The sequence below is a fragment of the Pseudomonas sp. LAIL14HWK12:I10 genome, assembly GCF_900184205.1.
Lineage (GTDB): Bacteria > Pseudomonadota > Gammaproteobacteria > Pseudomonadales > Pseudomonadaceae > Aquipseudomonas > Aquipseudomonas kermanshahensis.
Genome location: NZ_FXWU01000001.1, coordinates 118,296 through 140,659, shown reverse-complemented (window position 1 = coordinate 140,659; position 22,364 = coordinate 118,296). Strand labels below are relative to the sequence as shown.

General features: G+C 61.1%; 20 protein-coding genes. 10 read left to right on the top strand and 10 right to left on the bottom strand.

Annotated elements, in window-relative coordinates; translation table 11 throughout:
• Genes yidD through rpmH form a run of 3 tightly spaced genes read right to left on the bottom strand, consistent with a single transcriptional unit; the run spans position 1 to position 791 of the window.
• Positions 1–246, bottom strand: coding sequence for a membrane protein insertion efficiency factor YidD (yidD, locus tag QOS90_RS00695; RefSeq protein WP_075046823.1), 246 nt, complete (start codon positions 244–246; stop codon positions 1–3).
• On the bottom strand, positions 239–688 hold the full coding sequence (gene rnpA / locus QOS90_RS00690) for a ribonuclease P protein component (protein WP_502944304.1): 450 nt from the start codon (positions 686–688) through the stop codon (positions 239–241). Before rnpA ends, yidD begins: the two co-directional genes overlap by 8 nt.
• The gene (rpmH, locus tag QOS90_RS00685; RefSeq protein ID WP_003253163.1) at positions 657–791 is read right to left on the bottom strand and encodes a 50S ribosomal protein L34; all 135 of its coding nucleotides are present in this window, start codon (positions 789–791) and stop codon (positions 657–659) included. The genes rnpA and rpmH overlap by 32 nt, the downstream gene beginning before the upstream one ends.
• A 596-nt stretch (positions 792–1,387) precedes the next feature.
• On the opposite strand from rpmH, the gene dnaA reads away from it, so the two are divergent.
• From dnaA to gyrB, 4 genes are read left to right on the top strand one after another with little or no spacing between them, the layout of a single operon-like run.
• A complete protein-coding gene (gene dnaA, locus QOS90_RS00680; protein ID WP_027592069.1) occupies positions 1,388–2,917 on the top strand; it encodes a chromosomal replication initiator protein DnaA in 1,530 nt (509 codons plus the stop codon).
• A 40-nt stretch (positions 2,918–2,957) separates the two neighbouring features.
• On the top strand, positions 2,958–4,061 hold the full coding sequence (dnaN, locus tag QOS90_RS00675) for a DNA polymerase III subunit beta (RefSeq protein WP_085272137.1): 1,104 nt from the start codon (positions 2,958–2,960) through the stop codon (positions 4,059–4,061).
• Positions 4,062–4,076: 15 nt separating this feature from the next.
• On the top strand, positions 4,077–5,180 hold the full coding sequence (gene recF, locus QOS90_RS00670) for a DNA replication/repair protein RecF (RefSeq protein WP_027592067.1): 1,104 nt from the start codon (positions 4,077–4,079) through the stop codon (positions 5,178–5,180).
• A 4-nt stretch (positions 5,181–5,184) separates the two neighbouring features.
• The gene (gene gyrB, locus QOS90_RS00665) at positions 5,185–7,605 is read left to right on the top strand and encodes a DNA topoisomerase (ATP-hydrolyzing) subunit B (protein WP_027592066.1); all 2,421 of its coding nucleotides are present in this window, start codon (positions 5,185–5,187) and stop codon (positions 7,603–7,605) included.
• Positions 7,606–7,673: 68 nt separating this feature from the next.
• Here gyrB and QOS90_RS00660 read toward each other — a convergent pair whose 3' ends face one another.
• Both QOS90_RS00660 and QOS90_RS00655 read right to left on the bottom strand, forming a co-directional pair.
• On the bottom strand, positions 7,674–8,096 hold the full coding sequence (locus tag QOS90_RS00660) for an RcnB family protein (protein ID WP_027592065.1): 423 nt from the start codon (positions 8,094–8,096) through the stop codon (positions 7,674–7,676).
• 140 nt (positions 8,097–8,236) lie between these two features.
• Complete coding sequence (locus QOS90_RS00655) at positions 8,237–9,538, bottom strand: sigma-54 interaction domain-containing protein (RefSeq protein WP_027592064.1); 1,302 nt, start codon at positions 9,536–9,538, stop codon at positions 8,237–8,239.
• 222 nt (positions 9,539–9,760) lie between these two features.
• On the opposite strand from QOS90_RS00655, the gene QOS90_RS00650 reads away from it, so the two are divergent.
• From QOS90_RS00650 to QOS90_RS00640, 3 genes are read left to right on the top strand one after another with little or no spacing between them, the layout of a single operon-like run.
• Positions 9,761–10,645, top strand: coding sequence for an MBL fold metallo-hydrolase (locus tag QOS90_RS00650; protein WP_085272136.1), 885 nt, complete (start codon positions 9,761–9,763; stop codon positions 10,643–10,645).
• A gap of 39 nt (positions 10,646–10,684) precedes the next feature.
• Entirely contained in the window at positions 10,685–11,965 is a 1,281-nt protein-coding gene (locus QOS90_RS00645; protein WP_085272135.1) for an NAD(P)/FAD-dependent oxidoreductase, read from the top strand.
• On the top strand, positions 11,962–12,780 hold the full coding sequence (locus QOS90_RS00640; RefSeq protein ID WP_027592061.1) for a sulfite exporter TauE/SafE family protein: 819 nt from the start codon (positions 11,962–11,964) through the stop codon (positions 12,778–12,780). Before QOS90_RS00645 ends, QOS90_RS00640 begins: the two co-directional genes overlap by 4 nt.
• Here the strand turns inward: QOS90_RS00640 and QOS90_RS00635 are convergent.
• Positions 12,769–13,656, bottom strand: coding sequence for a LysR family transcriptional regulator (locus tag QOS90_RS00635; RefSeq protein WP_027592060.1), 888 nt, complete (start codon positions 13,654–13,656; stop codon positions 12,769–12,771). The genes QOS90_RS00640 and QOS90_RS00635 overlap by 12 nt on opposite strands.
• 160 nt (positions 13,657–13,816) lie before the next feature.
• On the opposite strand from QOS90_RS00635, the gene QOS90_RS00630 reads away from it, so the two are divergent.
• Together QOS90_RS00630 and QOS90_RS00625 are read left to right on the top strand one after the other, a co-directional pair.
• A complete protein-coding gene (locus QOS90_RS00630; RefSeq protein ID WP_085272134.1) occupies positions 13,817–15,463 on the top strand; it encodes a GMC family oxidoreductase in 1,647 nt (548 codons plus the stop codon).
• A gap of 97 nt (positions 15,464–15,560) precedes the next feature.
• A complete protein-coding gene (locus QOS90_RS00625; RefSeq protein ID WP_085272133.1) occupies positions 15,561–17,180 on the top strand; it encodes an MFS transporter in 1,620 nt (539 codons plus the stop codon).
• A 180-nt stretch (positions 17,181–17,360) separates the two neighbouring features.
• Here QOS90_RS00625 and QOS90_RS00620 read toward each other — a convergent pair whose 3' ends face one another.
• The 4 genes from QOS90_RS00620 to glyQ are packed head-to-tail and all read right to left on the bottom strand — an operon-like array spanning position 17,361 to position 21,718.
• Complete coding sequence (locus QOS90_RS00620) at positions 17,361–18,131, bottom strand: lysophospholipid acyltransferase family protein (RefSeq protein WP_027592057.1); 771 nt, start codon at positions 18,129–18,131, stop codon at positions 17,361–17,363.
• Between the two features lie 60 nt (positions 18,132–18,191).
• On the bottom strand, positions 18,192–18,719 hold the full coding sequence (gmhB, locus tag QOS90_RS00615; protein ID WP_085272132.1) for a D-glycero-beta-D-manno-heptose 1,7-bisphosphate 7-phosphatase: 528 nt from the start codon (positions 18,717–18,719) through the stop codon (positions 18,192–18,194).
• A 3-nt stretch (positions 18,720–18,722) separates the two neighbouring features.
• On the bottom strand, positions 18,723–20,774 hold the full coding sequence (glyS, locus tag QOS90_RS00610) for a glycine--tRNA ligase subunit beta (protein ID WP_085272131.1): 2,052 nt from the start codon (positions 20,772–20,774) through the stop codon (positions 18,723–18,725).
• Positions 20,771–21,718 (bottom strand): glycine--tRNA ligase subunit alpha, encoded by a 948-nt coding sequence (glyQ, locus tag QOS90_RS00605; protein WP_027592054.1) that lies wholly within the window; start codon positions 21,716–21,718, stop codon positions 20,771–20,773. Before glyQ ends, glyS begins: the two co-directional genes overlap by 4 nt.
• 83 nt (positions 21,719–21,801) lie before the next feature.
• On the opposite strand from glyQ, the gene QOS90_RS00600 reads away from it, so the two are divergent.
• Positions 21,802–22,353: a DNA-3-methyladenine glycosylase I gene (locus tag QOS90_RS00600; RefSeq protein ID WP_027592053.1), complete on the top strand. Its 552-nt coding sequence runs from the start codon at positions 21,802–21,804 to the stop codon at positions 22,351–22,353.
• Positions 22,354–22,364 lie beyond the last annotated feature (11 nt).

Below are 22,364 nucleotides of genomic sequence, written 5' to 3'. Positions count from 1 at the left end.
TTACTCGGCTATCGAAGAAGTTCGGGAGGAAGGAGCGGGTGGAACGGGATCGAAACCGCCGTCGTTCCACGGATGACAACGCCCCAGGCGACGAACGGCCAGCCACCCACCACGCCATAAGCCATGGTTTTCGATGGCTTCGTAAGCGTAACAGGAGCAGCTGGGGAAGAAACGACAGTGACTGGCCATCAGAGGACTGATGGCATAACGGTAAAACTGGATCGGAACGAGTGCCAGTTTACGCATCTTGGCTGTCTACCCCTGCGGAATCGGCGCTAACCGCTGGAGAAGGCCGGCTGCGCGCCAGGCGTTTCCAGAGCTTGCCAAAGTGTTGATGCAATTCCGGGTTTTCTACCTCACCCAATCCCTTGCGCGCGACGATCACGATGTCCAGGCCAGCGAGTATCTGCTGGTTCAGACGAAAGGAATCGCGCATCAAGCGCTTGAGGCGATTGCGTTGAACGGCGAGCTTGACGCTCTTCTTGCCGATCACCAGGCCAAGGCGCGGATGATCGAGGCCGTTCTCGCGAGCAAGGATCAGCAGGTTTTTCCCTGGAACCTTGCCGGTTGGGGAGTCGAAGACCGCTTTGAAATGTCGGGGTGTAAGCAGTCGCTTTTCCCGACTGAAGTCCTGACTCACCACCTGTGCCGAAAAATCAAATGGCCAGACGCTTACGGCCTTTGGCACGACGACGCGACAGAACAGCGCGGCCGTTCTTGGTAGCCATACGAGCACGGAAACCGTGAGTGCGCGCGCGCTTGATGGTGCTTGGTTGGAAAGTACGTTTCATGGCGTGTTACCTGGGTTTGTCGACGACGGCCGGGATGGCCCCCTTTTTAAGAGACCGGCGATTCTAGAGAAAGCAAGCCAATAGGTCAATTTCCAACCAGTCATTCCTTATAGAAGGCGTGACGGGCTCGGTCGATCTGACGCTGCCCAGACACGGCCTTAGCGTGAACGCACATCGGGGGATAACATGAAAAAAAAGAAGAGACATTTAAAAAGCTTTCTTAAAGAACTTATAAATCTTAAGTGGATAACTTTCTGTGGATAACGTTCTACAGCCCAGAAATTGCGGGCTGTACAGAGTTTTGAAACCCTGTCGGTATCCAGTGCTGCGCTTGTGCTCCGCATGCGCAGAAGCTGTGGATTAAAGTGCGCATTATCCACAGGCGAATTATCCACAGATCTCAACCCAGGGTTGTGCATAGCCCTCAGGCGCGGTTATCCACAGAGCTTATGCACAGCGCAATAAAGCCTTTTTGGTCGATAAATGGCTGTTTTGTCATGGCTCCTAACGTATCCACATGTGGATAACTGATCGCTCGACCGGTACAATGGCGGTTTGTTTTTGCCTCATCCGGCTTTCAAACTCAGGGGATATCCGTGTCAGTGGAACTTTGGCAGCAGTGCGTGGAGCTTCTGCGCGATGAACTGCCTGCCCAGCAATTCAACACCTGGATCCGTCCGCTACAGGTCGAAGCCGAAGGCGACGAGTTGCGCGTCTATGCGCCTAACCGTTTCGTTCTCGATTGGGTCAATGAAAAGTACCTGGGTCGTCTGCTCGAGCTGTTGGGTGAGAACGGCAGCGGCATTGCGCCTGCCCTTTCCTTATTAATAGGCAGCCGTCGCAGCTCGGCGCCGCGGGCCGCGCCCAATGCGCCGGTCAGCGCCGCTGTGGCCGCTTCGCTGGCGCAGACCCAGGTACAAAAAGCCGCGCCTGCTGCGATGTCGGTAGAGCCTGCCGCTGCGCCTGTGGAAGCTGCGCAGGTCAATGAGGTTGCCGAGCCTTCGTCGCGTGACAGCTTTGATGCCATGGCCGAGCCTGCGCCGGCACCGGCTACCAACACCCGCACCGAACAGCGCACTGTTCAGGTTGAAGGTGCCCTCAAGCACACCAGTTACCTGAACCGCACGTTCACCTTCGACACCTTCGTCGAAGGTAAGTCGAACCAGCTGGCGCGGGCCGCTGCCTGGCAGGTCGCCGACAACCCGAAGCATGGCTACAACCCGCTCTTCCTTTATGGGGGTGTGGGCTTGGGTAAAACCCACTTGATGCATGCTGTGGGTAACCACCTGCTGAAGAAAAATCCGAATGCCAAGGTGGTCTACCTGCATTCGGAGCGTTTCGTCGCGGACATGGTCAAGGCGCTGCAGCTCAATGCCATCAACGAATTCAAGCGCTTCTATCGCTCGGTCGATGCGTTGCTGATCGACGACATCCAGTTCTTCGCCCGCAAAGAGCGTTCCCAGGAAGAGTTTTTCCACACCTTCAACGCCCTGCTCGAGGGCGGCCAGCAGGTGATCCTCACCTCCGACCGCTACCCGAAGGAAATCGAAGGCCTGGAGGAACGTCTGAAATCCCGCTTCGGCTGGGGCCTCACCGTTGCGGTAGAGCCTCCCGAGCTGGAAACGCGTGTCGCGATTCTGATGAAGAAGGCGGACCAGGCTAAAGTCGAGCTGCCGCATGACGCTGCCTTCTTTATTGCCCAGCGCATCCGCTCTAACGTCCGCGAATTGGAAGGTGCCCTGAAGCGGGTGATCGCTCACTCGCACTTCATGGGCCGCGACATCACCATCGAACTGATTCGCGAATCGCTCAAAGACTTGCTGGCGCTGCAAGACAAGCTGGTCAGTGTGGATAACATTCAGCGCACAGTGGCCGAGTACTACAAGATCAAGATCTCCGATCTGTTGTCCAAGCGTCGCTCGCGTTCTGTCGCGCGCCCGCGCCAGGTAGCCATGGCCCTGTCGAAGGAGCTGACCAACCACAGTCTGCCGGAGATCGGCGACATGTTTGGTGGTCGCGACCACACGACCGTGCTGCACGCCTGCCGCAAAATCAACGAACTGAAGGAATCCGACGCGGACATCCGCGAGGACTACAAGAACCTGCTGCGGACGCTGACGACCTGATGGCCGTCTGCGCAGCTAATTGAAGGCAAGGGACTAGACCATGCATTTCACCATTCAACGCGAAGCCCTGTTGAAACCCCTGCAACTGGTCGCCGGTGTCGTCGAGCGCCGTCAGACCTTGCCGGTCCTGTCTAACGTATTGCTGGTTGTGCAAGGCCAGCAGCTGTCGTTGACCGGTACCGACCTGGAAGTCGAACTGGTAGGCCGCGTGCAACTGGAAGAGCCAGCCGAGCCTGGCGAAATCACTGTCCCGGCCCGTAAGCTGATGGACATCTGCAAAAGCCTGCCAAACGACGTCCTGATCGATATCAAGGTCGACGAGCAAAAACTGTTGGTCAAGGCCGGCCGCAGCCGCTTCACCCTGTCGACCCTGCCCGCCAATGACTTCCCGACGGTGGAAGAAGGCCCAGGCTCGCTGACCTGCAACCTGGAACAGAGCAAGCTGCGCCGCCTGATCGAGCGCACCAGCTTTGCCATGGCTCAGCAGGATGTGCGCTACTACCTCAACGGCATGCTGCTGGAGGTGTCGCGTAACACCCTGCGCGCCGTCTCTACCGATGGTCACCGCCTGGCGCTGTGCTCCATGAGCGCGCCAATTGAGCAGGATGATCGCCACCAGGTGATCGTGCCGCGCAAAGGTATCCTGGAGCTCGCGCGCCTGCTGACTGATCCGGAAGGCATGGTCAGCATCGTCTTGGGGCAACACCATATTCGCGCAACCACCGGCGAGTTCACCTTCACCTCCAAGCTGGTGGATGGCAAATTCCCGGACTACGAGCGTGTTCTGCCTAAGGGTGGCGACAAGCTGGTAATCGGTGATCGTCAGGCGCTGCGTGAGGCATTCAGCCGTACCGCGATCCTGTCCAACGAAAAGTACCGCGGCATTCGCCTGCAACTGGCCGCTGGCCAACTGAAGATTCAGGCCAACAACCCTGAGCAGGAAGAAGCGGAAGAAGAGATCAGCGTCGACTACAACGGCAGCGCGCTGGAGATCGGCTTCAACGTCAGCTACTTGCTGGACGTGCTGGGCGTGATGACGACCGAGCAGGTGCGTCTGATTCTGTCCGACTCCAACAGCAGTGCGCTGCTGCAGGAGGCTGGCAATGATGACTCTTCCTACGTTGTCATGCCGATGCGTCTGTAACCTGTAGCAGACTGAATGTCCCTTCGACGTATCATGGTCACCGCGGTGCGCAACCTGCACCCGGTGACCCTCTCACCCTCTCCCCGCATCAACATCCTCTACGGTGCTAACGGCAGCGGCAAAACCAGTGTGCTCGAAGCTGTGCACTTGCTGGGGCTGGCGCGCTCCTTCCGCAGCACGCGCCTGAATCCGGTCATCCAGTACGAGCAGCCGGCTTGCACCGTGTTTGGCGAGGTTGAGTTGACGTCGGGGGGCACCAGCAACCTGGGCGTATCTCGTGAGCGGCAAGGTGATTTCACCATCCGTATCGACGGGCAGAATGCCAAAAGCGCGGCGCAGTTGGCCGAGCTGCTACCCCTGCAGCTGATCAACCCAGACAGTTTCAGGCTGTTGGAAGGCGCCCCGAAAATTCGCCGCCAATTCCTGGATTGGGGAGTGTTCCACGTGGAACCTCGTTTTCTGCCTGCCTGGCAACGTCTGCAGAAGGCGCTCCGGCAGCGGAACTCGTGGTTGCGGCATGGTACACTTGACCCAGCTTCGCAAGCCGCCTGGGACCGGGAATTGTGCCTGGCCAGCGCGGAAATAGATGAATACCGTCGCAACTACATCAAGGCCTTGAAGCCCGTCTTCGAGCGAACCCTGAGCGAACTGGTCGAGCTTGACGGGTTGACCCTGAGCTATTACCGAGGCTGGGACAAGGACCGGGAACTCAACGAAGTACTCGCCTCCTCTCTTCTTCGTGACCAGCAAATGGGCCACACCCAGGCCGGTCCGCAGCGTGCTGATCTGCGTCTTCGTTTGGCTGCCAATAACGCAGCCGACATTCTGTCGCGAGGGCAGCAGAAACTTGTGGTGTGTGCGCTACGCATTGCCCAAGGGCACCTCGTCAGCCAGGCTCGCCGCGGTCACTGTATTTATCTCGTGGATGACTTGCCGTCAGAACTGGACGAGCAACACCGCCGCGCATTGTGCCGCTTGCTAGAAGAATTACGCTGCCAGGTGTTCATCACCTGTGTAGATCACGAATTACTGAGGGAAGGCTGGCAGACGGAAACGCCAGTTGCTTTGTTCCACGTGGAACAGGGCCGTATCACCCAGACCCACGACCATCGGGAGTGAAGGCATGAGCGAAAATCAAACGTACGACTCCTCCAGCATTAAAGTGCTGAAAGGTTTGGATGCCGTACGCAAGCGTCCCGGCATGTACATTGGCGACACCGATGATGGTAGCGGCCTGCACCACATGGTCTTCGAAGTGGTCGACAACTCGATCGACGAAGCCCTCGCCGGTCATTGCGATGACATCACCGTCATCATCCACACGGATGAATCCATCAGCGTGCGCGACAACGGTCGCGGCATTCCGGTTGACGTGCATAAAGAAGAAGGCGTATCGGCAGCCGAGGTCATCATGACCGTGCTGCACGCCGGCGGTAAGTTCGACGACAACTCGTACAAAGTTTCGGGCGGCCTGCACGGTGTGGGTGTTTCCGTGGTTAACGCCCTGTCCGAGAAGCTGGTGCTGACTGTGCGTCGCAGCGGCAAGATCTGGGAGCAAACCTACGTTCATGGTGTCCCTCAAGCGCCTATGGCGATTGTAGGTGACAGCGAAACGACCGGTACCCACATCCACTTCAAGCCTTCGGCTGAGACGTTCAAGAACATCCACTTCAGCTGGGACATCCTGGCCAAGCGGATCCGTGAACTGTCGTTCCTCAACTCGGGCGTCGGCATTCTGCTCAAGGATGAACGCAGCGGTAAGGAAGAGTTCTTCAAATACGAAGGCGGCCTGCGTGCGTTCGTCGAGTACCTGAACACCAACAAGACGCCGGTGAACAACCAGGTGTTCCACTTCAACGTCCAGCGTGACGATGGTGTGGGTGTTGAAGTTGCCCTGCAGTGGAACGACAGCTTCAACGAAAACCTGCTGTGCTTCACCAACAACATTCCGCAGCGCGATGGCGGTACTCACTTGGTGGGCTTCCGCTCTTCGCTGACCCGCAGCCTGAACAGCTACATCGAGCAGGAAGGCCTGGCCAAGAAGAACAAGGTGGCGACCACGGGCGACGATGCCCGTGAAGGCCTGACCGCGATCATCTCGGTCAAGGTCCCTGACCCCAAGTTCAGCTCCCAGACCAAAGACAAGCTGGTTTCCTCGGAGGTGAAAACCGCCGTGGAACAGGAGATGAACAAGTACTTCTCGGACTTCCTGCTCGAGAACCCGAACGAAGCCAAAGCTGTTGTCGGCAAGATGATCGACGCCGCCCGTGCCCGCGAAGCCGCGCGCAAGGCGCGTGAAATGACTCGCCGCAAAGGTGCACTGGACATCGCGGGCTTGCCAGGCAAGTTGGCCGACTGCCAGGAAAAGGACCCTGCCCTTTCCGAACTGTACCTGGTGGAGGGTGACTCCGCCGGTGGTTCGGCCAAGCAAGGTCGTAACCGTCGCACTCAGGCGATCCTGCCGTTGAAGGGTAAGATCCTCAACGTCGAGAAGGCTCGCTTCGACAAGATGATCTCGTCCCAGGAGGTCGGTACGCTGATCACCGCACTGGGCTGTGGTATCGGTCGCGAAGAGTACAACATCGACAAACTGCGTTATCACAACATCATCATCATGACCGATGCTGACGTTGACGGTTCGCACATCCGTACCCTGCTGCTGACCTTCTTCTTCCGTCAGCTGCCAGAGCTGGTCGAGCGTGGCTACATCTACATTGCCCAGCCACCGTTGTACAAGGTGAAGAAAGGCAAGCAGGAGCAGTACATCAAGGACGACGAGGCCATGGAAGAGTACATGACCCAATCGGCCCTGGAAGATGCCAGCCTGCACCTGGACGAGTCGGCGCCAGCGGTTTCCGGCGTTCAGCTGGAAAGCCTGGTGAACGAGTTCCGTGGCGTGATGAAGACCCTCAAGCGTTTGTCGCGCCTGTACCCACAGGAGCTGACCGAGCACTTCATCTACCTGCCGGAAGTTACCCTGGAGCAACTGGGCGACCACGCTGTGATGCAGGCCTGGCTGGCCAAGTTCCAGGAGCGTCTGAGCAGCACCCAGAAGTCGGGCCTGGCGTATCAAGCCAGCCTGCGCGAAGACAAGGAGCGCAATGTCTGGCTGCCGGAAGTGGAAATCACCTCGCACGGCCTGGCCAGCTACATCACCTTCAACCGCGATTTCTTCGGCAGCAACGACTACCGTACCGTGGTCAACATCGGTTCCAAGCTGGCCAGCCTGCTGGGCGAAGGTGCTTATGTGCAGCGTGGCGAGCGCCGCAAGGCAATCGTCGAGTTCAAGGAAGGCCTGGACTGGCTGATGAACGAAAGCACCAAGCGCCACACCATCCAGCGATACAAAGGGCTGGGTGAGATGAACCCGGACCAGCTGTGGGAAACCACCATGGACCCAACCGTGCGCCGCATGCTCAAGGTCACCATCGAAGACGCGATCGCTGCCGATCAGATCTTCAACACCTTGATGGGCGATGCAGTGGAACCTCGCCGCGAGTTCATCGAAAGCAACGCGCTGTCGGTATCGAACCTGGACTTCTGATCAGGTGTAGGTTGAACGACAAAAAAAGCCCGCGAAAGCGGGCTTTTTTATGCGTGCGATACGGTGGGTCAGTAGCCGCTGAGAATGTTCACGATCACCCCACTGGCAATCGCCACCAGCACATAGTCGCCATTCACAGCCAACCAACGGTGGTCACGCGGTGGCGCATAGAGGTGACGTGCACGCCAGTCGGTTACCCAGTAGCGATCGCCGCGGTAATGGGGGTCAACGGCATGCCCGCGTTGCCATTGCTGATGAGGTATCGGCATACCCGGCTGTGGACGGAAGTTCGGGTTTTGGTAAGGGGCTGGCGCATGGCCGTTACCCGGCCGACCCTGCGGCTGTTTGCCGTGCTGGCCGTTGCCATGCGGTGTGTTGCCCTGATGGGAGGGGCCGTTGTCATGCCCCTGGGGTGGGCCCGGTTGAGCAAAGCTGGCCAGCGGCGCGCTGAACATCAGCGCGGCGCACAGCACGGTCAGGGTTTTTTTCATGTGTTGCTGATCCTCTGCATGTTAATGCCCGGCGCAAGTTCTGTTCGCCTGGTGCGGTTAACGGATCAGACAGCGGTTTTGCCAAGCTACTCCTTAGCTCGAGGTAAAGGTCAGGTAAAGGTGGGCAAGGCCTAGACTGCCTACGTGCCCAAGCCCAGCGCCTTCAGGCGTCGATAGAGGGTGCGCTCACTCATGCCCAAGTGGCGCGCCAGCTCACTGCGTGGGCCCTGAAACTGCTCCAGCGCCTGCGCCAGCTCACTCAGGTCGCTATGGCCTCGGCCCCTGGTCACGCCGGGTGCAATCGGTGGGCCGATGTCGTCAGGCAGGTGCTCGGGACGGATCAGCCCGTCATCGGCAAACAGCCGTGCCCGCTCAAGGATGTTACGCAACTCGCGGATATTGCCCGGGAACGGATGCAGCCCGAGGTGCTTCAATGCGTCATCGGCCAACCTGGGCGCGGGCTGCCCAGCCATACGCTGGAGCAGGCTTTCGACCAGCAATGGCAGGTCCTCCACGCGCTCACGCAGGGCAGGCAGCCGTATAGGAAAGCCACTGATGCGGTAATACAGATCCTCACGGAACGTACCTTCGGCGACCATTTTCTTGAGCGGCTTGTGCGTGGCCGAGACCAAACGGAAATCCGAGTGCACGGTCCGCAGGCTGCCCACCGGGCGGAAGCTGCCGGACTCGATCAGGCGCAGCAGCTTGACCTGCATGGCCATCGGCACTTCGCCGATTTCGTCGAGGAACAACGTGCCGCCATGTGCGGCTTCGGCCAGGCCGATCTTGCGTTGGTTGGCGCCGGTGAACGCCCCTTTCTCGTAGCCGAACAGCTCGCTCTCGAACAGCGACTCGGTCAAGCCGGTGCAGTCGACCACGACCAACGGCCCGTTTGCGCGCGGGCTGCCCATGTGCAGGGCGCGGGCGAACAGCTCTTTGCCGGTACCCGATTCGCCCTGGAGCAACACCGGGATTTGCGCGGGCGCCGCGCGCTGCAGGCTGGCCAATGCTGCCTTGAACGCTGGCGCCCGCCCAACCAAGCCCTGCTGCTGAGGTTGCGCTGCGGCGAGCGTGATGGTGGTGAGGCGCTCGACAAAGGCGACCACCCTGCCCTGCTCATCCAGGATTGGCCGCAGCTCGACGTCCACATGCTCAGGGCCGCGTGGCGTGTGATGAATGTGCAGCACACGTTCCGGCACCTTGCTGTCCCATGCCTTGCGCATGGGGCAATGCTCGCCGGCCTGGTCGCACGGCACGGCATAGTGGTGCGAGACCTTGTGGCATTTTTCACCCAGCGGCGCCTGCTGGTCTCGGCCGAACTGGCGGCGGTAGGCCGCGTTGGCCGCGAGAATGTTGTAGTCCGTGTCCAGCACGATGGTGGGCAGGGCATCGTGTTCGAGGTAGGAAACCAACGCTAGGATGATGTGATGAGGCTCAGGCATGACGGCACCGATGTGATAACCCGGCGGAGGGTAGCAAGGACTGCCAAACACTGCCATTGGCTGACAGTCGACTGCCAACGTGGCTGCCATGTTGCCAGGCAAGCGCCAGCCCGGCCCGTATTCATTGGCCAAGGCCTGTGAAAAACCCTGGCATGCATCTTGATAAACCTCCGTTCACTGCCTACGCCTCTATAGGGGGCGTAGGAAACTTTGGAGAACGTGATGATCATCGGTAACAACCTTCACGTGGAAGCCTTCTTCGACGAGGCGACCTCGACCATCAGCTACCTGCTCATGGACGGCGAGACGCGCAAATGCGCGTTGATCGACAGCGTTTTGGATTACGACCCCAAGTCGGGGCGCACCTGCACCGCCTCGGCAGACCGGTTGATCACCCGGGTAAAGGCGCTCGATGCCGAGGTGCAGTGGATACTGGAAACCCATGTGCATGCAGACCACCTGTCGGCCGCGGCCTATCTGAAGGACAAGCTCGGCGGCCACACCGCCATCGGTGCGCAGATCACCCAGGTGCAGAAAGTGTTTGGCGCGCTGTTCAATGCCGAACCCGGCTTTGCCCGGGATGGCAGCCAGTTCGATGTCCTGTTGGAGGATGAGGAAGGTTTCCGTATCGGCAACCTGCATGCCCGTGCTTTGCACACGCCGGGGCACACCCCCGCCTGCATGAGCTATGTGGTGGTCGATGGCGGTGAAACGGCGGTGTTCGTCGGTGACACGCTGTTCATGCCCGACTATGGCACGGCCCGTTGCGACTTCCCCGGCGCCGATGCCCGTACCCTGTATCGCTCGATCCGCCGCCTGCTGGCCTTCCCCGACCAGACCCGGTTGTTCATGTGCCACGACTACTTGCCGGGCGGGCGCGACATGCAATACGTCACGACCGTGGCCGAGCAACGTGGCAGCAACGTCCACATTCACCACGGCATCGACGAAGACAGCTTCGTGACCATGCGCGAAGCCCGCGACAAGACCCTCGACATGCCCGTGCTGATCCTGCCATCGGTGCAGGTCAACATGCGCAGCGGCCACTTCCCTGAGCCCGAGGCCAATGGCGTGAGCTACCTGAAGATTCCACTGAACACGCTTTAACCGCTTTTACCCATAACGAGATTTCCAGGAAATACCGCCATGCCTGCCTTGCTCCACCCTGCCAACACGCTCAATACCGACCACCACAAAGTGGTCATCGTCGGTGCCGGTGCTGCCGGTATCGCGACCGCGTCCAGCCTGATCAGCCGTGATCCGTCACTGGATATCGCCCTGATCGACCCCGCCGACGTGCATTACTACCAGCCCGGCTGGACCCTGGTCGGTGCCGGTGTGTTCAAGGCGCCAGACACGGCGCGCACCATGGCCTCGACCCTTCCCCGTGGCGTGCATTGGATCAAGGCGCGCGTGCAGGGCTTCGACCCCTTGGGCCAGTTGGTCGTACTCGAAGATGGCCGCGCTATCAGCTATGAACAGTTGGTGGTTTGCCCAGGCCTGAAACTCGATTGGCAGGCCATCGACGGCCTGAGCGAGACACTGGGCCGTAACGGCGTGACCTCCAACTACCGCTACGACCTGGCCTCGTACACCTGGCAACTGGTGCAGCAGCTCAAGCAGGGCCGCGCCTTGTTCACCCAACCGCCGATGCCGATCAAGTGCGCTGGTGCGCCGCAGAAGGCGCTGTACCTGTCTTGCGACCACTGGCTGCGCCACGGGCACTTGGGGGATGTGAAAGCCAGTTTCTTCAACGCCGGGGCCGTGCTGTTTGGCGTGGCCGACTACGTGCCCGCACTGATGGCTTACATCGACAAGTACGCCGTGGACCTTAACTACGCCCATCGCCTGGTGGCGGTGGATGGCCCCGGCAAGCGCGCGACGTTCGTGCGTACCTTGGCCGACGGCAGCACTGAAACCCGTGTCGAGGCCTTCGACATGCTGCACGTGGTGCCGCCGCAGGTGGCGCCAGACTTCATTCGCGAGAGCCCGTTAGCAGACAGCGCGGGCTGGGTCGACGTCGACCCGCAGACCTTGCGCCATCGAAAGTTCACCACTATCCATGCCCTGGGCGACGTGGCCAACACCAGTAATGCCAAGACTGCTGCGGCAGCGCGCAAGCAGGCGCCGGTAGTGGCCAATAACGTGTTGGTGGGGTTGGGCAGGCTCCCTACCCTCGCCATGTACGACGGCTATGGTTCGTGCCCGCTGACTGTCGAGCGCGGCAAGATCGTGCTGGCCGAGTTCACCTACGGCGGCAAAGTGGCGCCGAGCTTCCCACGCTGGCTACTCGATGGCCGACGGCCGACGCGCCTGGCCTGGTTGCTCAAGGCGCGGGTACTGCCGCCGTTGTACTGGAAAGGCATGCTCAAGGGGCGTGAATGGTTGGCGCGGCCGCAGCCATTGGTAGCTGAGGCCAAACAGTGATCGAACACCAACTGTTGGGCGCAGGCTTGGGGGCGGTCATCGGTGCCGTGCTGGCCTTGACCGGTGCGGGGGGCGGTATTCTTGCGGTGCCATTGCTGGTGTTTGGCCTTGGCCTGTCGATGGCCGAGGCGGCGCCAGTCGGCCTGTTGGCGGTGGGCCTTGCTGCCGCCGTGGGGGCAGTGCTGGGTTTGCGTCAGGGGTTGGTGCGCTATCGAGCGGCGTTGTTCATCGCCCTGATCGGCATCGCGGTAGCGCCCTTCGGCCTCATGCTGGCGCACCGTGTGCCCAACACGCCGCTGGCATTGGTATTCGCCGGCGTGCTGGTCTACGCCTGCCTGCGCATTTGGCGCAAGGCGGCTAGGGAGCTGCGCGGTGAAGCCAACGATGCTCACCGCTACATCGAACCCTGCGTGCTCAACCCGCTGCAGGGCCGTTTACGCTGGACGTTGCCCTGCGCACGCGCCCTGGCCTTTACCGGCGCGCTGTCGGGGTTGCTGTCGGGGTTGCTGGGCGTGGGCGGTGGGTTTGTGATCATCCCCGCCTTGAACCGCTACACCAATTTGCGCATGGCCAGCATCGTTTCGACCTCGCTGGCGGTGATTGCGCTGGTGTCCACGGGGAGCGTGGTCAGCGCCAGCCTGGCGGGGGTGATGCACTGGCAGGTCGGCGCACCGTTTGCGCTCGGTGCGGTGGTCGGTTTGCTGCTGGCGCGGCCATTGGCAGCCAAACTCGCCGGGCCGCGCTTGCAGCAGATGTTTGCCGTGGCCGGTTGGGCGGCCGCCCTGCTGTTGGCCGGCAAGGCGCTACTGGGCTAGCAGCTCGCCCTGTTCGGCGGCACACAGCGCCAGCAGGTAGTCCCACACTACCCGCAGGCGCACCGATTTGTGCAGCTCGCGACGGGTGCAGATCCAATAGCTGCGCTGGATGGTTTCGCTGGGCAGCACCCGGACCAGCGTCGGGTCATGGCGCGCCATGAAGTTGGGCAGCACGGCAATGCCAAGGCCCGCGCGCGCCGCGTGTTGCTGGGCGATCACACTGGTGCTGCGAAACGCTACGTTGGGCGCGCGGCAGAAACTGTTGAGAAACAGCAGCTCCTGGCTGAACAGCAGGTCATCGACGTAGCCGATCCAGCTGTGCCGAGCCAAGTCTTCGCGGTTGCGCAGCGGCGGTGCGCGGTCGAGGTACGCTTGGCTGGCGTAGAGCGCCAGGCGGTAGTCGGTGAGCTTGCGGGTGATCAGCAGGTCGGCGTTGGGCCGCTCCAGGTGGATGCTGATTTCCGCCTCGCGGTTGAGGATGCTGACGAAGCGCGGCACCGCCACCAGTTCCACCTCAAGGCCTGGGTAGCGCTCGAACAGCGCGTTCATGCGCGGGGTGAAGAACATGATGCCAATGCCTTCGGTCACCCCCAGGCGGATCTTGCCCAGCGGGGTGATGGCTTGGGTGATTTCTTCCTGCGCCAGCAAGGCGACGTTTTCCATGGCTTCGGCGTGCTTGAGCAGGGCCTGCCCGGACGGGGTCAAGTCGTAGCCTTGGGCATGCTGCACGAACAGTGGCGTGCCCAGGCTTTTCTCGATGCTCTCGATATGCCGGGCCACGGTGCTGTGGGTGGTATTGAGGCGTTTGGCGGCAGTGAGCAAACGGCCGCTGCGCTGCAACTCGAGGAAAAACCGCAGATCGTTCCAGTCGAACATGCTGATCCTTTTGGGCTGTTCACTCTGGCCGGCGATGGCCAAAGCAGACATGTCACTGTGCTAAAACGCACAGCGGCTGCGCGAAATCTCGTGTTTCCACAGCGAAATTAATCAATAAGATGGTTCGGGACAAGAACAATAATCAGGCGCGAGGTTGCACATGCCATCAGCCGATTCTGTCTTCGACTACGTGGTCGTGGGCGCCGGTCCAGCCGGGTGCCTGCTGGCCAATCGATTGTCCGCCGACCCTTCCTGCCGCGTGCTGCTGCTGGAAGCGGGTGGCCGTGACAACTATCCCTGGATCCACATCCCCGTCGGCTACCTCTATTGCATCGGCAACCCCCGCACTGACTGGTGCTTCAAGACCGAAGCACAAAGCGGCCTGGGTGGTCGCAGCCTGGGTTATCCACGGGGCAAGGTGCTGGGCGGTTGTTCATCGATCAACGGCATGATCTACATGCGCGGCCAGGCGGCTGACTATGACCACTGGGCCGAGCAAGGCAACCCAGGCTGGGCCTGGAAGGACGTACTGCCACTGTTCAAGGCCAGTGAAAACCATTTTGCCGGTGACAGCGAGCACCATGGCGCTGCCGGCGAATGGCGGGTCGAGCGCCAGCGTTACAGCTGGCCGATCCTCGATGCGTTCCGCGAGGCGGCCGAGCAAAGTGGCATCACCAAGGTCGACGACTTCAACACCGGTGACAACCAGGGCTGTGGATACTTTCAGGTCAACCAGCGCAGTGGCGTGCGCTGGAACGCGTCAAAGGCGTTTCTTCGGCCCGTGCTCAGCCGGTCCAACCTGACGGTGCTGACCGGTGTAGAGGTCGATCAGGTACTGCTCAACAACACCCGTGCCCGTGCGGTAAAAGCCCGCTGGCAAGGAGCCTGGCACGAGTTCGCTGCCCGTCGCGAGATCATTCTGTGCGCCGGCGCCGTAGGCTCGCCGGGGATCCTGCAACGGTCTGGCATCGGCCCGCGCAAGCTGCTCGAAGACTTGGGCATTGGTGTGCGGCATGACATGCCCGGTGTCGGCGGTAACCTGCAGGACCACCTGCAATTGCGCCTGATCTACCAGATCCGCAACACCCGTACCCTGAACCAGATGGCCAACAGCCTGTGGGGCAAGATGGGCATGGGCCTGCGTTATCTCTATGACCGCAGCGGCCCGTTGGCCATGGCGCCTAGCCAGTTGGGGGCGTTCGTGCGCTCCAGCCCCGAACATGCCACGGCCAACTTGCAGTACCACGTGCAGCCCTTGTCGCTGGAGCGGTTCGGCGAGCCATTGCACCGCTTCCCGGCCTTCACCGCTTCGGTGTGCAACCTGCGCCCGCTCAGCCGCGGGCGCATCGACATCCGCGCCGCCGATATGCACAGCGCGCCACTGATCGATCCCAACTACCTCAGTGACCCACAGGACTTGCGGGTCGCTGCAGACGCCATCCGCATGACGCGGCGCATCGTCCAGGCCCCTGCCCTCGCGGCCTTCGCCCCCCAGGAATACCTGCCGGGCCCTGCCCTGCAAAGCGAAGACGAGTTGTTTGAGGCCGCTGGCAAGATTGGCACCACCATCTTCCATCCCGTGGGCACCTGCCGCATGGGCAGTGGCCCAGAGGATGTTGTGGATAACCAGTTGCGCGTGCATGGCATCCCAGGCTTACGGGTGGCGGATGCCTCGATCATGCCGCAGATCACCTCCGGCAATACCTGTTCACCCACGCTGATGATCGCCGAAAAGGCGGCGCAACTTATCCTCAAAGGAGCTGCGACCCAGACCTACCTAAACGAAGACGCAATACCGACGCCCTGACCCGGGTGCGTGCAACACCGGCAGCTTGCGGTCGGAGGCTGCCGACAGTGGAACAAAAAGAATAATCACTGTGGCCTGTGGGCCGAGGACAGCAACGATGTCGGATTACATCCAAGAGCAGGGTGCGACGGCCAGCAGCGCCAGCCGTCGTGAAGAAAGAAAGATCATTTTCGCGTCATCCCTCGGGACGGTTTTCGAGTGGTATGACTTTTTTCTCTATGGCGCGCTGGCGGCGGTCATCAGCAAGCAGTTCTTTGCTGGGGTCAACGACACCACGGCCTTCATCTTTGCCTTGATGGCCTTCGCCGCCGGCTTCCTGGTTCGCCCCTTCGGTGCGCTGGTGTTTGGCCGGCTGGGCGACATGATCGGGCGCAAGTACACCTTCCTGGTGACCATCGTGCTGATGGGCCTGTCGACCTTTGCCGTCGGCCTGCTGCCCACGTATGCCAGCATTGGTATTGCGGCACCGATCATCCTGGTAATCCTGCGCATGCTGCAGGGCCTGGCGCTTGGTGGCGAGTACGGTGGCGCGGCCACCTACGTGGCCGAGCATGCCCCGCCGGGTAAACGCGGCTTCCATACCGGTTTCATTCAATCCACCGCCACCCTGGGCCTGCTGCTGTCGTTGCTGGTCGTACTGGGCAGCCGTTACATCAGTGGTGACCAGTTCGAAACCTGGGGATGGCGCCTGCCGTTCCTGCTGTCGATTTTCCTGCTGGCGATTTCCACCTGGATTCGCATGAGCATGCACGAGTCGCCTGCCTTCGTGAAAATGAAGGCCCAGGGCAAGATCAGCAAATCGCCGATCCGCGAGTCGTTCACCTCCTGGCCGAACCTCAAGGTGGTGCTCACTGCCCTGTTCAGCATCAATGCTGGCCAGGCGGTGACCTTCTACACCGCGCAGTTCTACGTGCTGTTCTTCATGACCCAGATGCTCAAGATGGACCCCGCCCAGGCCAACACGCTGCTGATCATCAGTGTGGTGATCGGCGCGCCGTTCTTCGTGTTCTTCGGTTGGCTGTCGGACCGGATCGGGCGTAAGCCGATTCTGATGCTCGGTCTGCTGCTGGCCACGGTGCTGTACTTCCCGCTGTTCAAGGCGCTCAGCCATTACGCCAACCCGCAGATCGACGCCGCCAGCCGCCAGGCACCGATCGTCGTGACCGCCGACCCGCAGGGCTGCACCTTCCAGTTCGACCCGGTTGGCAAGGCGCGCTTCGACAGCCCATGCGACAAGGTCAAGACGTTCCTGGTCAAGCAGGGCCTGCCGTACAGCTCGGTGAGCGTGGCTGGCAGCGAGGTGGTGGTCAACATTGGCGACAAGACCATCAATGGTTTCGACGAGACCGCCATGCGCTCGGCGATCGAGCAGGCGGGGTACCCAGCCAAGGCTGATCCGGGGCAGGTCAACGAGGTGATGGTGGTGGTGCTGATCGTGGCGATGATCCTGATCGCGACCATGACCTATGGCCCACTGGCGGCGGTGATGGTCGAGCTGTTCCCGACCCGTATCCGCTATACCTCGATGTCCCTGCCCTACCACATCGGCAACGGCTGGTTTGGTGGCTTCCTGCCGACGGTGTCGTTCGCGCTGGTGGTGTATACCGGGGATATCTTCTACGGGCTGTGGTACCCGGTGCTGGTGACCGGCATCAGCCTGGTGGTGGGGATTTTCTGCCTGAAAGAAACCAAGGACGTGGATATCGACAAGGTCTGACATACCTCAGGTTCACCCATAAAAAAACCGGCTTTAAAAGCCGGTTTTTTTATGCCGCGGAAAAACTTATGCACGTTTTTCGCAAATCTGTCATGTGAAGAAATAAACAGCTAATTCAATCACTTACTGCATACATAGAACAGATCGCAGAAAAACTGCTCACAAGTTATCCACAGAAACTCAAGCAGTCTGCTCCTGTGGCTTTTCAGCCGCGGGTGGCAGCGAACCCAGGGCCCTTTGCGTGGCCTCGTTCCAGGCGGCGGCGCGGTCATTGAGCTCGGCAATTGCACGAGGGCCGGTGCCGTTGGCGTACATCGGCTCACCGATCACCACCTCGATGGTGCCGGCCCGCTTGCCCCAGCCAGCCTTGGGCCAGAACTTGCCCGCGTTGTGCGCAATGGGCAGCACCGGCAGGCCGGCATTGACCGCCAGCGCGGTACCGCCACGGGAGAACTTGCCGACGGTGCCAAACGGCACGCGGGTGCCCTCTGGGAAGATCAGCACCCACACACCCTGCTTGAGCAGTTCATCACCTTGGCTGGCGACCTGACGCAGGGCTTCTTTAGGGTTGTCGCGGTTGATCGCGATGGGCCGCAGCATGGCCATGGCCCAGCCGAAGAACGGCACGTACAGCAGCTCGCGCTTGAGCACTTGGCTGAGCGGCGAGAAGTACTGGGAAAGGAAGAAGGTCTCCCAGGTGCTCTGATGGTTGGACAGGATCACACACGGCTCATTCGGCACATTCTCGGCGCCGGTGATCTTGTAATCGATGCCAAGGATGGTGCGGGTCAAAAACAACGCGCAACGGCACCAGTACACGTTGATGAACGTGTAACGCTTGGGGAACGACAAGAAGGGCGCGACAAAAAAGCTCAGGGAGCACCACAGCAACGAGCTGGTGCCCAGCAGCAGGTAAAAAAGAAAGATTCTGATCGCCTGCAGGATCGACATAGTGGCATGTACCGTTGCGGGGCGTGCCCGCCTGAGAAAATGCGCCCTAAGGCGCACTGTTTAAATTAGTTCTCTGGCGATAGCTGCCAGATCGTCGAAAATCAGTGTAGTTTCAGGGACACCTTTTTCCAGGGTCCGCTCACCCTTGCCGGTTTTCACCAACACCGGTTGTGCACCGACGGCCAGGGCGGCCTGAAGGTCACCTTGGCTGTCGCCGACAAACCACACGCCGCCAAGGTCGGCCTGGTAGTGCTCGGCAATCGCCCGCAGCATGCCCGGCTTGGGCTTGCGGCAAGCGCAGCCTTCATCCGGGCCATGTGGGCAATAGACGATATGGCCCACTTCGCCGCCCTGCTCGGCCACTAACGCACGCAGGCGCGCGTGCATGGCCTCGAGGGTTTGCACCGGGTAATAGCCGCGGGCAATGCCGGACTGGTTGGTGGCCACGGCCACCGTCCAGCCCGCTTTGCTCAACTGCGCGATGGCCTCGACCGAGCCGGGAATGGGGATCCACTCCTCCAGCGACTTGATGTAAGCGTCGGAGTCATAGTTGATCACCCCGTCTCGATCGAGAATCAGCAGTTTCAAGGCTTACCCCAGCAGCGAGATGTCGGCCACACCCAGGAACAGACCGCGCAGGCGGCTGAGCAGGGCATAACGGTTGGCGCGGACCTTGGCGTCCTCGGCGTTGACCATCACCGCCTCGAAGAAGGCGTCGACCGGGTCACGCAGGGCTGCCAGGCGGGCCAGCGACTCGCTGTACTGGCGCGCAGCGGCCATCGGTTGCACGGCCTGGTCGGCCTGCTGAATGGCCGAGTACAGGGAGAACTCGTTGGCGTTGTCGAAGTACTTCGGCTCGACCTGTTCGGCGATGGCGCCTTCGGCCTTGCTCAGCAGGTTCGATACGCGCTTGTTCACCGCGGCCAGGGCTTCGGCTTCCGGCAGTTTGCGGAACGCCTGCACGGCCTGCACACGCTGGTCGAAGTCCAGGGCAGAACCCGGCTTCAGGGCGCGTACCGACAGGTAGGTGGCCACGTCGATGCCTTCGTCTTCGTAGCGTGCACGCAGGCGATCGAAGATGAACTCCAGCACTTGCTCAGCCAGGCCGGCAGCCTTGACCTTGGCACCGAACTGCTTGACCGCGAACTCGGCCGCACCGGTCAGGTCCAGGTCCAGCTGCTTCTCGATCAGGATGCGCAGCACGCCCAGCGCGGCGCGGCGCAGGGCGTACGGGTCTTTGCTGCCGGTTGGCAGCATGCCGATACCGAAGATACCGACCAGGGTGTCGAGCTTGTCAGCGATCGCCACGGCAGCACCGGTGACGGTCTCTGGCAGCTCGGCGCCAGCGCCGCGCGGCATGTACTGCTCGTTCAGGGCCAGGGCGACGTCTTGCGGCTCGCCATCGTTGAGCGCGTAGTAGTAACCGGCAACGCCCTGCATCTCAGGGAACTCGCCAACCATCTCGGTGGCCAGGTCGCACTTGGACAGCAGGCCGGCACGCGCGGCGCGCTGGGCGTCACCGCCAATCAGCGGGGCAATGAACGCGGCCAGCTTGGAAACACGCTCGGCCTTGTCGTACACGGTGCCCAGTTGAGCCTGGAACACCACGTTCTTGAGGCGCTCGTTGAAGGTTTCCAGCGGCTGCTTCTTGTCTTGCTTGAAGAAGAACTCGGCATCGGTCAGGCGTGGGCGCACGACCTTTTCGTTGCCTTCGATGATCTGCTTCGGGTCACGGCTTTCGACGTTGGCCACGGTGATGAAGCGCGGCAGCAGCTTGCCTTCGCTGTCCAGCAGGCAGAAGTACTTCTGGTTGTCCTGCATGGTGGTGATCAGGGCTTCTTGCGGCACGTCGAGGAAACGCTCCTCGAACGAGCACACCAGCGGCACTGGCCACTCGACCAGCGCGGTCACTTCGTCCAGCAGCGCCGGCGGCACGATGGCGCTGCCTTCCTGCTGCAGGGCCAGTTCGGCGGTGCGCTTGGCAATCAGCTCGCGGCGCTCGGCGAAGTCGGCCAGCACGTAGGCTTTGCGCAGGTCTTCGACGTAGTTGGCCGGGGTGGTGATAACCACGTTTTCCGGGTGGTGGAAGCGGTGGCCACGGGACTCACGGCCGGCCTGCTGGGCGAGGATGGTGCAGTCGACGACCTGGTCGCCAAGCAGCATCACCAGCCACTGGGTTGGGCGCACGAACTCTTCGCGGCTGGCGCCCCAGCGCATGCGCTTGGGGATCGGCAGGTCGTTGAGCGAGTCTTCGACGATGGTCGGCAGCAGGCTGGTAGTGGCCTTGCCCGGGATGTGCTGGGAGAAACGCAGCTTGGCGCCGCTCTGGTCGATTTCCGACAGCTCTACACCGCACTTCTTGGCAAAGCCCAGGGCCGCTTGGGTCGGCTCGCCGTCTTTGAAAGCAGCCTGCAGGGGCGGGCCGTCGATGTTGATGCTGCGGTCAGGCTGCTGCACGTCAAGCTGGCGGATCAGTACGGCCAGGCGGCGCGGCGCGGCGTATACCGATTTGCTGGCGTAGTTCAGGCCAGCGGCCTGCAGGCCTTTCTCGATACCGGCCAGGAAGGCGTCGCCCAGGCTGGCGAGGGCCTTGGGTGGCAGCTCTTCGGTGCCCAGTTCTACCAGGAAATCTTGAGCACTCATTGTGCAGCCTCCAGCTTAGCCAACACTTCGTCACGCAATTCAGGGGTGGCCATCGGGAAGCCCAGGCGTGCGCGGGCTTGCAGATAGCTTTGCGCCACGTCCCGGGCCAGGGTACGTACGCGCAGGATGTAACGCTGGCGCTCGGTCACCGAGATGGCGCGGCGGGCGTCGAGCAGGTTGAAGGTGTGCGAAGCCTTCAGGACCATTTCGTAGGTCGGCAGCGGCAGCTCCAGCTTGATCAGGCGGTTGGCTTCGCTTTCGTAGAAGTCGAACAGCTCGAACAGCTTCTCGACGTTGGCGTGTTCGAAGTTGTAGGTCGACTGCTCGACTTCGTTCTGGTGGAACACGTCGCCGTAGGTGACCTTGCCGAACGGGCCATCGGCCCATACCAAGTCGTAGACCGAGTCGACACCCTGGATGTACATGGCCAGGCGTTCGAGGCCGTAGGTGATTTCACCGGTGACCGGGTAGCACTCGATGCCGCCCACTTGCTGGAAGTAGGTGAACTGGGTCACCTCCATGCCATTGAGCCAGATTTCCCAGCCCAGGCCCCAGGCGCCGAGGGTTGGCGATTCCCAGTTGTCTTCGACGAAACGGATATCGTGGACCAGCGGATCCAGGCCAATGGCTTTCAGCGAGCCGAGGTACAGCTCCTGGAAGTTGGCCGGGTTCGGCTTGAGCACCACCTGGAACTGGTAGTAGTGCTGCAGGCGGTTTGGGTTTTCGCCATACCGCCCGTCGGCAGGGCGACGGCTAGGCTGCACGTAGGCGGCGTTCCAGGTCTCTGGGCCGACGGCGCGCAGGAACGTGGCGGTATGGAAAGTGCCGGCGCCTACTTCCATATCGTAGGGCTGAAGCACCACACAACCTTGAGCTGCCCAGTAGTTCTGCAGGGCGAGGATCAGGTCTTGGAAGGTACGCACGGCTGGCGTAGGCTGGCTCACGAAATTCACCTGTATCTGGGGATGCGGATGTAAAGAGCGGGAGTATAACCTGATTCGCCTCGCCCTCTACTCATTGGAGCCTTATGCCACGCTGCTTTTGGTGTACCGACGATCCGTTGTACCAGGCCTACCACGACCAGGAATGGGGAACACCGCAGCGTGATCCGGCGTTGCTGTTCGAGATGCTTTTGCTCGAAGGGTTCCAGGCGGGGCTGTCATGGATCACGGTTTTACGTAAACGCGAACGTTATCGCGAGGTGATGCATGGCTTCGACCCGGTGAAGTTGGCGCAGATGAGCGATGAACGGATCGAAGCACTGATGCTCGACGCCGGCATCATCCGCAACCGCCTCAAGCTCAAGGCCGCCCGGCGCAACGCTCAGGCCTGGCTGGCTGTGGATAACCCGGCCGAGTGGCTCTGGTCATTTGTGGGCGGCACGCCCAAGGTCAACCATTTCAAGGACCGAAGCGAAATGCCTGCCGTTACCGATGAAGCGAAGGCAATGAGCAAGGCCCTGCAAAAAGCCGGCTTCACGTTTGTCGGCCCAACCATCTGTTATGCCTTCATGCAGGCCACCGGTATGGTCATGGACCACACCACCGATTGTGATCGCTACGCCGCCTTGGCGCGCTGACGGGGTACAAT